We start from the raw sequence: 13,075 nt of genomic DNA on the forward strand, positions 1-13,075 counted from the left end.
CCGCCGTACCGCGCCGGCGGAATCGGTCGGGGAAATGCTGTGTCGAATTGTCACGGACCCTTGTCGGAATCCGCTCCGAACTGCCATCGTCAGTGGCGGACCGACTTCCCCTCCCGTTCGTCGAAAGGAACTCCGTGACCAGTCCGACCACGCAGGACGGCACCGCCGCTCTCGCCGCACTCGTCGACCTGGCGACCCCGTTCGCGGTGCGCACCGCGGTCGCCCTGCGGCTGCCGGAGCTGGTCCGGGACGGTCGAACCGACGCCGGTGAGCTCGCCGCGGCCTCCGGTGCCGATCCCGACGCGCTCGTCCGGCTGCTCCGCCATCTCGTCTCGGCCGGACTGTTCGCCGAGCCCGCGCCGGGCCGGTACGCGCTGACCCCGGTCTCCGAGGCGTTGCTGGACGACCGCAACGCACTGCTGCGTGCCTGGCTCGACGCCGACGGGCCGGGCCTGCGGATGGACCTCGCCTACGGCGGGATGCTGCACGCGGTCCGCACCGGCCGCTCGGCCTACCCCGCGGTGCACGGCCGAGAGTTCTGGGCGGACTACCGCGCCGACGAGCGGCTGCGCCTGTTCTTCGGCGCGACGATGGCCGGCTTCGCCTGGCAGACCGGTCCCGAGGTCGCCGCCGGGTACGACTGGGCGCCGGTCTCCTCGGTGCTCGACGTCGGCGGCGGCACCGGGGCGCTGCTCCACGCGGTCCTGTCCGCGCACCCGCACCTGCACGGCGCCGTGCTCGACCTGCCGGAGGTCGCCCCGGAGGCCGAGGAGTTCCTGTCCGGGGCCGGGCTGGGCGAGCGGGCCCGCTTCGTCGGCGGCAGCTTCCTGGAGCCACTGCCCACCGGCTACGACGTGCTGCTGGTGTCCCGGGTGCTCACCGACTGGCCCGACGAGGACGCCGTCCGGATCCTGCGCCGCTGCGCCGAGGCCGTCGCGCCCGACGGCCGGGTGCTGGTGGTCGAGGTGCTGGCCGGGGAGGAGCACGCGAAGAACAACGCGTCGTTCGACCTGCAGTCGCTGACCCTGCTGGGCGGCCGGGAGCGGGCACCGGAGGCCTTCGACGTCCTCGCGGCCGAGGCCGGTCTGGTCGCCCGGGGTCGCCGGGACGGCGCGAACGGTCTGGTCGTGCTGGAGTACGCCAGGGCGTGAGGTCCGTGGGGTCATCGGGCCGCCGCACCCGACCCGCGGACCGTCCGGGCCCAGCCGGGTAGCCGGGCGGCCCGCGGGTCGGGGAGCAGCCCGATCTGGTGCAGGCGGTCCACCGGGGTCAGGCGCCGGATCCCGAGTCCGGACATGGTGTGCATGACCTCGTGCCGGATCCGGTCGTTGGCACCGGTCCCGGTCAGCGCGCGGTCCCCGATCCAGGACCGTCCGGTGATCATCCGGGCGGCGTTGTGGCTGGTCCGGCCGATGTGGTGCAGGTCGTGGCGGCGTGCGGTGTCGTAGCGGCGCAGCGCGTGGTCGACGACGTCGGCCTGCAGCGAGCCGCCCTGCCGGAGCATCGCGGCCAGGGTGTGGGCGTCGGCGATCGAGCTGTTCATGCCCTGCGCCGCCATCGGGTGCACCAGGTGTCCGCTCTCCCCGACCAGGGCCAGCCCCGGCACCGTCAGCGCCGGCGCGAGTGCCCGGGACACCGGCAGCACCTGACGGTCCGCGACACCCGCGCGGAACGCCTCGGCCACCGGGTCGAGCCCGGGGCAGCCGCGCAGCACCCGGTCGCTCCAGGCGCGGAGCCCGTCCGGCCCGAGCCCGCGCAGCTCGTCCGCGGCGACCTGGACGTACAACCGCACCCGGCCCCCCGGGAGCGGGTACCGCAGCCGCAGCCCGCCGTCGGTCACGTAGGCGGAGAAGTCCGGCGGGACGGTGCCCGCCAGCTCGAAGGCGGCGAGCCGGTGCGGGTAGTCGGAACGGGGCGCGGTCAGCCCGGCCTCGCGCCGCAGCCGCGAGGAGACGCCGTCGGCGGCGACGACCAGCGCGGCCGTGACCGCGGTGCCGTCGCACCGGACGCCGGTGACCCGGTCACCGGTCCGGACCAGTCCCTCGACCAGCGCCCCGCGCCGCACCTCGACGCCAGGGGGCAGGGAGTCGCCGAGCGCCCGCAGGATCGTCGGGTAGTCGTGGGCCAGCAGCCAGGGCTGCGGGGTGGGCAGGTGCCCGTAGTCCAGCCGCATCCGGGGCGTCCCGTCGGCGGCCCGGGCGACCAGGTGCTCCAGCCGCAGCGCACCCGCCGCCTCCAGCCGGTCCGCCACGCCCCACTCCCGCAGGATGCCGAGGGATCCCGGCTGCAGCACCTCGCCCTTGGCGACCTGCTGCGGCTCCGGGCGCTTCTCCAGCACCAGGACCCGGTGCCCGAGCCTGCCCAGCGCGCAGGCCGCGGCCAGACCGGCCACCCCGGCGCCGCACACCACCGCGTCGTACTCGGTGTCGTAATCGGTGTCGCAGTCGGCGTCGTAGTCGGTGTCGTGTCCGTGGCTCACGTCAGGGCCTTCCGGTAGCGGCCGAGCGCGCGCAGCGCCATCCCGTGGGTGAACCCCGGGTTGGCGTAGCGGCTCACCCGGCGGACGTACTCGTGCACCGGCGCGGCCGGCCAGCCGCCGTCCGGCAGGCGGGCCGCCAGCAGCCACCGCACGGCCGGTTCCACCTCCGCCGGGGCCGCACCGGCGGCGAGCAGTGCCGCGACCGCCCAGCCGGTCTCCTCCACGGTTCCCGGGGCGCCGTGGCCGTCGCCCCAGGACCCGTCGGGGTTGCGGGTGCGCTCCAGCAGGGCCCTGGCGCGGACCGCGGGCCCGTCCCCGCCGCGGCCGCAGCGGGCGAAGGTCTCCAGCACCGCGGCGGTGCCCATCGTGTGCTCGCGGTACCAGACCGACTCGAAGCCACCACCGGTCAGCTGGGCCCGGCCCAGCCAGCGCAGCGCGCGACGGACCCGCCGGTCGTCGGCCGGCACCCCGGCGTCGAGCAGGGCGTCGAGCGCCTGCGCGGTCGTCGTCGGGCAGGGGCCGCTGTTCGCGACCCTGGTGTTGCGCACGCACAGCCCCCAGGAGCCGCGGGAGTCCTGCCGGTCGGTGAGCCAGCCGACCCCCTCGGCGACGGCGGCGCCCTGCACGGTGCCGGGGAGCCTGCTGAGCACGGACACGATCTCGCCCGTCTCCAGCACCGCGGGCCAGCCGCGCCCTGCGGTCCAGCCCCAGAAGCCGGGCGGGCAGCCGAAGGCGAGGAAGGGCCGGTGCTGTTGCAGGCCCAGCAGTGCGTCCCGGGAGGCGACCAGGCGCTCGTCGTCGCCGTAGCCGGCCTCGACCAGGCCCCGTACCGCGTACATCGTCCAGGCCGCGTCCAGCGGGGTCGTGGCCCACGAGCCGTCCGGGTGCATGGACCGGCGCAGCCAGCCGACGGCGGCGTCCACCATGTCCTGGCCGACGCCGGCGCGGGCCAGCCCGGTGCAGACCAGGCCGGTCACCCAGGCGTCCTCCGACCAGGATCCCGCGGATCCCTCGTGCTCGTAGGTCTGGCGGATCACGCGCAGCGCGTTCGGTTCGGCCAGCCGGGACAGCGTGCGCTGCACCCGGGTCATCCGGCGGTGCCGGGTCTGGGCGAGCCCCAGCGCCGAGGCCATCGGCAGCCGCAGGTCGAACAGCCGCCGGTACAGGCCGGGCAGCAACGCCAGCTCCAGCGGGAAACGCCGCATGTCGGCCGGCGCGATCCAGCCGACGAACCCGTAGAACTGCCGGCACCAGAGCACGACCTCCGGGTGCGGGATCGCGGCGAGGCCGCCGTAGCGCTCCATCCACCGCCGCCCGGCCGCGACCTGCTCGGCGGACCCCGCCGGGTCGACGAGGTGCAGCGCGGCGGCCGACACGGCGGTCGGGCCCGGCTCCGCGGGCAGACCGGGCACCATCGCCCAGCCGCCGTCCTCGGTCTGGGTGCGACGCAGCCGTGCGGCCCCGGCGGCGATCAGGTCGGCGGTCCCACCGGGATCGGCGAAGTGCAGCGCGGTGACCGCACCCGCCGTCGCGAGGGTGGACCGCAGGCTGTCGGCGCCGTAGTCGAACACGCCGTCGTCGCGGCGCGACCGCAGCAGCGCCTCGGCCCCTCCCGCGATCGCCTCCGCCACCTCGTCGGCGAGCCGGCCGGTCCCGGCGTGGGCCGGTGTCATGGTGTGTCCTCTCCGTCCCCGGCATCGGCCGGGAACTCGTGCCGGGCCCGCATCCGGGCCTGCATGACCAGCGATGAGACGAGTGCGGGCAGCACCACCGCCCCGGCCACGAGCGGCCCCGCGGCACCCGCGACGACGGCGCCCGCGAGCAGCATTCGTTCGGCGACCAGCACCTCGTGCGAGCGCAGCGCACGACGGGGCGTCACCGTGCCGGGGCGCACCACGACGAAGGCACAGCCACCGACGAGCACCGCCAGTGCCAGACCACCGAACTGGGCGGCAGGCCGGTCCGCGACGACGGCGCCCACCCCGACCGCGACCATCGCCGACAGCCAGAGCACGGCCGCGGTCCGGACCGCCGTCGCGGTGCCGTGCCGGACCGGCACCGACCGGTAGCCACCCGCGCGGTCGCCGTCGACGTCGCGCACCGTCCCGATCAGGTTGGACGCGGTGTCGTGCAGGGCGAAGCCCAGCGCGGCGGGCAGCAACGCCCAGGGGGGCCACGGCGCGACGGCCATCGCCCCCACGACCATCGCGAGCGCGGAGAGCACCCCGCGGTTGAGGTTGCCGGCCAGCCCCCGCTGCTTGAACAGCCGGCTGTAGGTGATGATCCCGGCGACCGCGCAGGCGAACACCGGCAGCGTCCGCCAGTTCACCACGGTGGTCAGCACCAGCGAGCCGGCGACGCAGGCGATCCCGCAGGTCAGCGCGGCCCGGGGGGTGAGCCTGCCGGACGGGATCGGGCGGTGCGGCTTGGCGATCGCGTCCAGGTCCCGGTCGAAGTAGTCACCGAGGTAGTGCCCGGCCAGCCAGCCGAGCACCGGGGCCAGCACCGCGACGGCGAGCGGCCCCGGGGAGCTGCCGCCCGCCACCAGCGCCCCGGCCAGTCCCAGCAACGCCGGGTGCCAGGTGGTGTACGGCCGCCAGGTCTCCCAGTGCGCCTGCCAGGTCCCCCCGCCCCGCCGCGGTGCGGCACGGGCGTCGGCGCGCAGGGTGCGCCCGTCAGCGGTCACGGTCGACGGCGATCGCGGCGATCCCGGCGAGCCGGCGTGCCGCCTCGGCACCGGGGAGCTCACCGAGGCGGGCCACGGCCCGGTCGGCGTGGCCGCGCGCCCCGCACCGCGCCGCGTCCCAGAGGTCGTCCGCGGTCACCGCCGCGCGGAGCATCTCGTGCGCCTCGCTCGGGCCGAGATCCCCGGACAGGGCGGTCTCCACCGCCCGCCGCACGGCGGGTCCACCGTCGCGGTGTGCCAGCAGGACCGGCCAGGTGGGCCGCAGGTTGGCGGCGTCGCTGGTCGCGGGCTTGCCCGTGACCACGGCGTCGTCGAGGTAGGGCAGCAGGTCGTCGAACAGCTGGAACGCGACCCCGGTGTGGTGGCCGTAGTCCCCGAGCAGGTCGACCTGCCCGGCGTCCCCGCCGCCGAGCGCGGCGCCCGCCCGGCACGCCCCCCGGAACAGGGCTCCGGTCTTGAGAGCGGCCACCTCGAGGTAGTCGTCCAGTGTGCTTCCCGGTCGGCCGGGTCCGGGCGCGACGAGCTGGGACTCCTGGACCTGTCCGCGGCACAGGTCGCTACCGGCACGGGCCAACTCGGCGACGGCCGTGACGACGGCCTCCGGCGGGGCCGCACACTCGGCGACGACGGCGAACACCTCGAACAGCAGCGCGTCGCCGGTCACGATGGCGTCCGGGACGCCGTAGCGGGCGTGCACCGACGGCCGGCCGCGACGCAGGTCGTCGTCGTCGATGATGTCGTCGTGCACCAGTGAGGCGACGTGCAGGTGCTCGACCGCCGCGGCGGCGGGGAGCACGTCCTCGCGCCGGCCGCCGACGGCCTCCGCCGCGGTGAGCAGCATGAGCGGTCGCAGGAGCTTGCCCGGCGCGAGCAGCGCGTAGCGGGTCATCTCGTCGAACCGGGAGCCGGTGTCCGGACGACGCTCGGCGAGCGCGGAGCGGACGAGGCCGCGGGCCACCGCGTCGTCCCGGGCGGTGTCGCCGTCGGTGAGCGACAGCGCCCGGCTCACTGTGCCCGGCACAGGGCAGGTCTCCGACAATTCCTCGTCGAGCATTGCGGGCGAGCGGTCCGGATCATCAGGCAGAACCTCCCCGAGAGCGGCACAGGCACGATCGGTGCCGTGTCAGCCGGTGAACGCGGCCCGAACGTACGATTACGTCATAGGTCGGGCAAGCGCTTGCGGCGCCGGCCGGACATCGCTTAACACCCGAACTCCGGGGTTTTCACCAGACTCTGCGACCGCGTTCTCCGCAGCCGCCGACACCGCCCTCGGGGCAGGAACGACTCCGCTCAGTACGCCCCGGTCACCAGGTTCGGAGGCTCCTCGCCCCGGACGAACGCCGCCAGCTGCTCGGCCGCGACGCCGTAGGCCCGGCGCATCGCCATCGGCACGGTCCCCCCGACGTGCGGCGTCAGCAGGAGCCCGGGTGCCGACCAGAGCGGGTGCCCCGGCGGCAGCGGCTCGGGGTCGGTGACGTCGACGGCGGCCCGGATGCGGCCCGAGGTGAGCTCGGCGAGGAGCGCGTCGGTGTCCACCACCGGTCCGCGGGCGCCGTTGACCAGGAGCGCCCCGTCGGGCATGGCGGCCAGGAAGTCGGCGTCGACCATGCCGCGGGTCTCGTCGGTGAGCGGGACGATCAGCACGGTCGCGTCGTACCGCGGGAGCAGGGCGGGCAGCTCGTCCCAGCCGTGGACGCCGTCGCGGGCGGTGCGACCGACCATCGCGGTCTCCACCTCGAAGGGCTCCAGACGGGCCCGGGTCTTCTGCCCCACGTCGCCCGCGCCCACGATGAGGATCTTCTTGCCGGCCAGCTCCTCGGTCTGGTGGTAGTCCCACTCACCGCGGTCCTGGGCCCGCACGAACCGGTCGAGGTGGCGGTAGACGGCGAGCAGCACCGACACGACCCACTCGGCGGTCGCGCCGCCGTGCGCGCCACGGCCGTCGGAGAGCGCGACACCGTCGGGCAGCCGTCCGATCCACGCCTCGGCCCCGGCGGTGAGCAGCTGCACCAGCTCCAGGTGCGGCATCTGCTCGGTCATCGCGACGGCCTCGGAGGTCGCCAGGAACGGGGCGACCAGGACCCGGGCCCGCCCCGCCTCGTCCGGCAGCGGCTTCTCCGGGTCGTAGACGACCGGCTCCAGCCCGTCCACCTCGGACAGGATCTCGGCTCCGGCGGCGTGCGGCACGAGGACGGTCACGGGACTGCTCATGGCGTCCGACCGTACTCACCGGGCACTCACCTCGCGGGGCCTAGCCTGGCTCCTCGTGACCGCCCGGCTGCTGCTGATCGTCGCGACGCTCGTCGTGCTGCTGGCCGGTTGCGCCACCTTCCCCGACGCGGGCACGCGCGACTGGCGACCCCAGGCCGAGGGCGCCGGCGAGCTGGGCGGGCCGCCCCGGATCGCCCCGGAGGAGCAGGCACCGCCGTCGGGCCGGCCGCCGTCGCCGCAGCAGCAGGGGCCCGCGGCGGCCCCGCAGCCGTGCGTCGACCCGGACCCCCAGGTCGTGGCCGCGTGCCTGGGGCCGGTCGGGGCGGTGGCGGTGCTCCCGCAGGGCGACCACGCACTCGTCGCCGAGCGGCGGACCGGACGGGTGCTGGAGGTCCGCCGCAACGCCACGCCGCGGCCGGTCGCGACGGTGCCGGTCGATCCGGCGGGTGGGCTGACCGGGCTGGTCCTCTCCCCCGGCTACGCCGAGGACCGCCTGCTCTACGCCCTGTCCGAGGGCCGGGTCTGGCGGATCGCACCCGGTGAGGCGCCGAAGCCGGTGCTGGCGGGGCTGCCCCCGGGTGGGGCGCTGGCCGTCGACGCCGACGGCTCCTCGCTGTTGGTCGCCACGCCCGCCGGGGCGGGTCCGCTCGCCGGGGCGGTGCTGCGGATCGACACCCTGGGCCGGCCGGCCCCGGGCAACCCCGACCGCGCCTCGCCGGTCCTGGCCCGCGGGCTCACCGCACCGGGCGGGGTGTGCGTCGACCCGGCGGCACGGACCACCTGGGTCACCGACCGGACGGCCGGGCGCGACGTCCTGTACCGCGTCGCCCCGGGCGCGCTCGGTGCGCCGGCGTGGACCTGGCCGGACCGTCCCGGAGTCGCGGGGTGCACGGTGCTGCCGGGCGCGGTCGTCGTCGCCCAGAGCACCGGGAAGGCGCTGTTCGTGCTCAACCCGGGTCCCGAGGGCACCTTCACCGGTGACCCGAAGCCGGTGCTGGAGGACACCTACGGCCGCATCGGCCCGGTCACCCTCGCCCCGGACGGCCTGCTCTGGCTGGGCACCGTGAACCGCGACGGCGGCGCCCCCGGCAGCACCGACGACCGGGTGGTCCGCATCCAGCCGCCGACCGGCGGCGGGGCCAGCGCGATCTGACACCGGCTCGGCGCGGGCCCGTCTCCGGCCGAGCGCCCCGGACGCTCAGCCGAGCAGCGCGTACAGCGCGTCCAGGTCGCGGGCGACCTGCATCGCGCTGTAGACGCTGCCGTAGTTGACGTTGCCCGTGGTCTCGACGACCTTCCCGGCCCGCACCGCGGGGAGCTCGCGCCACACCGGGACGTCACGCATCGTCGCGAGCGCCCGTTCGGTGCCGGTGTTCTGCAGGTAGAATCCGTCGGCGTCGCGGAACCGGCTCATCTCCTCCAGCGGCACCTCCTGGTCCGCGGCGTAGGCGCGTTCCTCCCCGGCCAGCGAGCCGCCCAGGTCGGTCAGCACCTGCTGCTGCAGCCTGCCCGCCGTGTTCACCACGAACGTGCCCGCCTCGGGCCGCCACTGGGCGACGACGATCCGCCTGGTCGCCAGCGCCCCGCGGCGGCGCTCCCGGACCCCGGCGGCGACCGCGTCGTACTCGGCCAGCACCCGGTCCAGTGCGTCGCGCCGGTCGAGCTGGGTGGCGATCGTGGTCAGGTCGGTGCGCCACGGCACGTCGAACGAGGTCGGGACGACCGGCGCGATCCGCTGCAGCCGGGCGGTCGGCCAGTACTCACCGTCGTCCTCGGCGGAGCAGACGATCAGGTCCGGGCGCAGCGCGAGGACCTCCTCGTCGACGATCGGACCCTTCAGGACCGGCAGCCCCGGCGGGGCCGGGACCCACGCGGCCGGGGGACGCAGGCTGGTCGCCGACACCGGCAGGCCGAGCGCGACGGCGGTCTCCAGGTCGACCCGCGAGTCGACGGCCAGCACCGACACCGGCGCGACCGGGACGTCGTAGGTGCCGAGCGAGGTGGTGACGCTGCGGGTCGCGCCCGCCGGGGCCGCGCCGACGGGCGCCGACGGGCGACCGCAGGCGGCGAGCAGGCCGGTGGCGCCGACGGCGGCGAGCAGTTGGCGGCGGGTGGCGTTCTCGACGACGGGGCGCTCGAGCAGTGCAGTGGACACGGGCCCTCCGGAGGCGTGGGATCTCCGGTGAGCTTAGCCTCGCCTCACTTGGCGGTCGCGTGTCGCGGACGAGGAACGGGCCCCGGTCCGGTCGGTTGCTCCGACCGGACCGGGGCCCGTCACGCGTGCCACTCCGGTCAGGCCCCGACCCGCTCGACGATCAGCTCGCGGACCCGCTTGGCGTCGGCCTGGCCCTTCGTCGCCTTCATGACCGCGCCGACGATGGCCCCGGCCGCCTGGACCTTGCCACCGCGGATCTTCTCCGCGACGTCGGGCTGCTCGGCCAGCGCCGCGTCGACGGCGGCGACCAGCGCGCCCTCGTCGGAGACGACCTTCAGCCCGCGGGCGGCGACGACCTCGTCCGGGCCGCCCTCGCCGTCGAGCACGCCGTCGACGACCTGGCGGGCGAGCTTGTTGGTCAGCTCCCCCGCCGCGACCAGCTCGATCACCCGGGCGACCTGTGCCGGGGTGATCGCGAGCTCGGCGAGCTCGACCGAGCGGGTGTTGGCCTGCTGGGCCAGGTAGGACACCCACCACGAGCGGGCCTCCTGCGACGGCGCACCGGCCGCGACGGTGGCCTCGACCAGCTCCAGCGCCCCGCCGTTGACCAGGTCGCGCAGCTCCTCGTCGGAGATGCCCCAGTCGCTCTGGATGCGCTTGCGGCGCTCCCACGGCAGCTCGGGCAGGGTGCCGCGCAGCTCCTCGACCCACTCGGCGGACGGGGCGATCGGGACCAGGTCGGGCTCCGGGAAGTACCGGTAGTCCTCCGAGGTCTCCTTGCGTCGCCCGGCGCGGGTGTGGCCGGTCGCCTCGTCGAAGTGCCGGGTCTCCTGGACGATCTCCCCGCCCGCGTCGAGCACGCCGGCCTGCCGGCTCATCTCGTGCCGGACCGCGCGCTCGACCGACCGCAGCGAGTTGACGTTCTTCGTCTCGGTGCGGGTGCCCAGCGGGCCGCCCTTCGGCGACAGCGAGAGGTTCACGTCGGCACGCATCGAGCCCTGGTCCATCCGGACGTCGGAGACGCCCAGGGACCGGATCAGGTCGCGCAGCGCGGTGACGTAGGCGCGGGCCACCTCCGGGGCACGGGCCCCGGTGTCCGGGATCATCGTCGTGACGATCTCGATCAGCGGGACGCCTGCCCGGTTGTAGTCCAGCAGCGAGTGGTCGGCGCCGTGGATGCGACCGTCGGAGCCGCCGACGTGCAGCGACTTGCCGGTGTCCTCTTCCATGTGCGCGCGCTCGATGCCGATCCGGACGACCTCGCCGTCGTCGAGGGTCAGGTCCAGGAACCCGCCCGTGGCGATCGGCTCGTCGTACTGGGAGGTCTGGAAGTTCTTCGGCATGTCCGGATAGAAGTAGTTCTTCCGGGCGAACCGGCCCCACGGCGCGATCGAGCAGTTCAGCGCCAGGCCGATCCGGATCGCCGACTCCACCGCGGCCCGGTTGACCACCGGCAGCGCGCCGGGCAGCCCCAGGCAGACCGGGCAGACCTGGGTGTTGGGCTCGGCCCCGAACTCCGTCGGGCAGCCGCAGAACATCTTGGTGTTCGTCGACAGCTCGACGTGCACCTCGATGCCCAGGACGGGGTCGTACCGGGCGACGACATCGTCGAAGTCGACCAGCTCCACGGCCGCGGTCATGCCCTCACCTCAGCAACGTCCGGGACGCGGGCGATCAGCGGACCGCCCTCGTCGGCGTCGCGGGCGGCCTCGAACGCCGCCCCGACGCGGTACATGACGGCCTCGCCGAGCGCGGGGGCCATGATCTGCAGGCCGGTCGGGAGCCCCTCGGAGATCCCGTTGGGCACCGACATGCCGGCCACCCCGGCCAGGTTCGTCGGGATGGTGGCCAGGTCGTTCAGGTACATGGCCAGCGGGTCGTCGACCTTGTCCCCGATCGGGAACGGCACGGTCGGCGCCGTCGGCGACACGAGCACGTCGGCCTGGGCGAACGCCGCGGCGAAGTCCCGGCTGATGAGCGTGCGGACCTTCTGCGCCTGGCCGTAGTAGGCGTCGTAGTAGCCGCTGGACAGCGCGTAGGTGCCGAGCATGATCCGCCGCTTGACCTCGGGCCCGAAGCCCTGCTCGCGGGTGTTGGCCATGACCTCCTCGGCGGAGCGGCCCTCGGAGGCGCGCAGGCCGTAGCGCATGGCGTCGAACCGGGCGAGGTTCGACGACACCTCACTGGGGAGGATCAGGTAGTACGCGGCCATCCCGTACTCGAAGTGCGGGCAGGCGACCTCGACGATCTCGGCACCCAGCTTCTCCAGCCGGCGCAGCGAGGCGTCGAACGCCGAGCGGACGCCGGGCTGGTAGCCCTCGCCGCCCAGCTCGCGCACGACGCCGACCTTCAGCCCGGACAGGTCCCCGGTCGCGCCCTGGCGTGCCGCCTCGACGACGGCCGGGACCGGCCGGTCGATCGAGGTCGAGTCGAGCGGGTCGTGGCCGGCGATGACCTCGTGCAGCAGCGCCGCGTCCAGCACGGTGCGCGCGCACGGCCCACCCTGGTCCAGCGACGACGCGCAGGCGACCAGCCCGTAGCGGGACACCTGGCCGTAGGTGGGCTTGACGCCGACGGTGCCGGTGAACGCGGCGGGCTGGCGGATCGAGCCGCCGGTGTCGGTGCCGATCGCCAACGGCGCCTCGAACGCGGCCAGCGACGCCGCCGACCCGCCGCCGGAGCCGCCCGGCACCCGGGTGGTGTCCCACGGGTTGCGGGTGACGCCGTACGCCGAGTGCTCGGTGGAGGAGCCCATCGCGAACTCGTCCATGTTGGTCTTGCCGAGGATCGTGATCCCGGCGGCGCGCAGGCGCGTGGTGACCGTCGCGTCGTAGGGCGGCTGCCAGCCGTCGAGGATCCGCGAGCCGCAGGTGGTGGGCATGTCCGAGGTGGTGAACACGTCCTTGAGCGCCAGCGGCACCCCGGCCAGCGGGGACTCCGGGACCTCGCCCGCGGCGATCCGCTCGTCGACCAGCGCGGCGGCGGCCACCGCGGCCTCGGCGCCGACGTGCAGGAACGCGTGCACCTCACCGTCGACGGCGGCGATCCGGTCGAGGTGGGCCTGGGCGACCTCGACGGCGGAGACCTCGCGGGAGTGGATCTTCTCCGCGAGCTCGGCCGCGGTGAGGCGGATCAGGTCGCTCACTGCTCCTCCCCCAGGATCCGCGGGACGCGGAAGCGCCCGTCCTCGGCGGCCGGGGCGCCGGCGAGCGCCTGCTCCTGGCTCAGGCCGGGGCGGCGCTCGTCCGGGCGGAAGACGTTCTCCAGCGGGACGGCGTGCGAGGTCGGCGGGATGTCGTCGGCGGCGACCTCTCCGACCCGGGCCACCGACCCGATGATCACGTCGAGCTGCGACGCGAAGGTGTCCAGCTCGGAGTCGGTGACGGCCAGGCGGGCCAGCCGGGCGAGGTGTGCGACCTCGTCCCGGGTGATGACCCCGCCCGTCCGCTCCGCGGAATCGGCGGTCATGCCCCTCCTCTGGGATGGTGTCCGATGATGACGACGGCGGGTGGACGGTCGCGACGACGGTGCGGCGACGACGGTG

At 75.3% G+C, this 13,075-nt stretch carries 11 protein-coding genes; 2 read left to right on the plus strand and 9 right to left on the minus strand.

Going from position 1 to position 13,075, the window contains the following annotated elements; translation table 11 throughout:
- Positions 1-134 precede the first annotated feature (134 nt).
- Entirely contained in the window at positions 135-1,151 is a 1,017-nt protein-coding gene (locus Ae331Ps2_RS03850; protein ID WP_075310652.1) for a methyltransferase, read from the plus strand.
- A gap of 11 nt (positions 1,152-1,162) precedes the next feature.
- Here Ae331Ps2_RS03850 and Ae331Ps2_RS03855 read toward each other — a convergent pair whose 3' ends face one another.
- From Ae331Ps2_RS03855 to Ae331Ps2_RS03875, 5 genes are all read right to left on the minus strand, one after another.
- Positions 1,163-2,479, minus strand: coding sequence for an NAD(P)/FAD-dependent oxidoreductase (locus Ae331Ps2_RS03855; protein ID WP_083695213.1), 1,317 nt, complete (start codon positions 2,477-2,479; stop codon positions 1,163-1,165).
- A complete protein-coding gene (locus Ae331Ps2_RS03860) occupies positions 2,476-4,152 on the minus strand; it encodes a prenyltransferase/squalene oxidase repeat-containing protein (protein ID WP_075310650.1) in 1,677 nt (558 codons plus the stop codon). The genes Ae331Ps2_RS03855 and Ae331Ps2_RS03860 overlap by 4 nt, the downstream gene beginning before the upstream one ends.
- Complete coding sequence (locus Ae331Ps2_RS03865) at positions 4,149-5,165, minus strand: UbiA family prenyltransferase (RefSeq protein ID WP_233147640.1); 1,017 nt, start codon at positions 5,163-5,165, stop codon at positions 4,149-4,151. Before Ae331Ps2_RS03865 ends, Ae331Ps2_RS03860 begins: the two co-directional genes overlap by 4 nt.
- On the minus strand, positions 5,155-6,186 hold the full coding sequence (locus Ae331Ps2_RS03870) for a polyprenyl synthetase family protein (RefSeq protein ID WP_233147641.1): 1,032 nt from the start codon (positions 6,184-6,186) through the stop codon (positions 5,155-5,157). Before Ae331Ps2_RS03870 ends, Ae331Ps2_RS03865 begins: the two co-directional genes overlap by 11 nt.
- A gap of 269 nt (positions 6,187-6,455) precedes the next feature.
- Positions 6,456-7,376, minus strand: coding sequence for a 2-hydroxyacid dehydrogenase (locus Ae331Ps2_RS03875; protein ID WP_075310648.1), 921 nt, complete (start codon positions 7,374-7,376; stop codon positions 6,456-6,458).
- A gap of 55 nt (positions 7,377-7,431) precedes the next feature.
- Here Ae331Ps2_RS03875 and Ae331Ps2_RS03880 point away from each other — a divergent pair, with 55 nt between their 5' ends.
- Complete coding sequence (locus tag Ae331Ps2_RS03880; RefSeq protein WP_233147642.1) at positions 7,432-8,529, plus strand: sorbosone dehydrogenase family protein; 1,098 nt, start codon at positions 7,432-7,434, stop codon at positions 8,527-8,529.
- 45 nt (positions 8,530-8,574) lie between these two features.
- Here Ae331Ps2_RS03880 and Ae331Ps2_RS03885 read toward each other — a convergent pair whose 3' ends face one another.
- The 4 genes from Ae331Ps2_RS03885 to gatC all read right to left on the minus strand — a co-directional run bounded on the left by Ae331Ps2_RS03885 (position 8,575) and on the right by gatC (position 12,999).
- Positions 8,575-9,531, minus strand: coding sequence for an ABC transporter substrate-binding protein (locus Ae331Ps2_RS03885; protein ID WP_075310644.1), 957 nt, complete (start codon positions 9,529-9,531; stop codon positions 8,575-8,577).
- Positions 9,532-9,668: 137 nt separating this feature from the next.
- A complete protein-coding gene (gene gatB, locus Ae331Ps2_RS03890) occupies positions 9,669-11,171 on the minus strand; it encodes an Asp-tRNA(Asn)/Glu-tRNA(Gln) amidotransferase subunit GatB (RefSeq protein ID WP_020622202.1) in 1,503 nt (500 codons plus the stop codon).
- The gene (gene gatA / locus Ae331Ps2_RS03895; protein ID WP_075310642.1) at positions 11,168-12,676 is read right to left on the minus strand and encodes an Asp-tRNA(Asn)/Glu-tRNA(Gln) amidotransferase subunit GatA; all 1,509 of its coding nucleotides are present in this window, start codon (positions 12,674-12,676) and stop codon (positions 11,168-11,170) included. Before gatA ends, gatB begins: the two co-directional genes overlap by 4 nt.
- Entirely contained in the window at positions 12,673-12,999 is a 327-nt protein-coding gene (gatC, locus tag Ae331Ps2_RS03900) for an Asp-tRNA(Asn)/Glu-tRNA(Gln) amidotransferase subunit GatC (protein WP_020622204.1), read from the minus strand. Before gatC ends, gatA begins: the two co-directional genes overlap by 4 nt.
- Between the last annotated feature and the right edge of the window lie 76 nt (positions 13,000-13,075).

This window comes from Pseudonocardia sp. Ae331_Ps2, assembly GCF_001932405.1.
GTDB lineage: Bacteria > Actinomycetota > Actinomycetes > Mycobacteriales > Pseudonocardiaceae > Pseudonocardia.